General features: G+C 67.8%; 1 protein-coding gene. It reads right to left on the reverse strand.

What is annotated here, in order from left to right; translation table 11 throughout:
- Positions 1-267, reverse strand: a 267-nt coding sequence (locus AAEY88_RS13910) for a PAS domain-containing protein (protein ID WP_350563328.1), incomplete at both ends; no start/stop codon positions are given.

Consider the following 267-nt stretch of genomic DNA (forward strand, 5'->3'; position numbering starts at 1 on the left):
TGTCGACGCCGGTACGCGAGCGATAGCACCACTCGTACACCTGCGGCCCGTCGACGAGCGCACGATCCCATGCGCTCACCGCGATCTCGCGACGGTACTTCGGCTCGGGGCGCGTCATGTCCGGCGCCTTCAGCGGCAGCAGTTCCTCGACCGAGAAGCCGAGCGCGATGCACGCGGCGCGATTCGCCCACACGATTGCCCTGGTGTGCGCGTCGTGCAGCAGCACGCAGGTCGTCAGCGCGTCGAGCAGCCGGTGGAAATCGTCTT

Origin of the sequence: Psychrobacter sp. CAL346-MNA-CIBAN-0220, from assembly GCF_040309805.1 — a bacterium.
Classification (GTDB): Bacteria; Pseudomonadota; Gammaproteobacteria; order Pseudomonadales; family Moraxellaceae; genus Psychrobacter.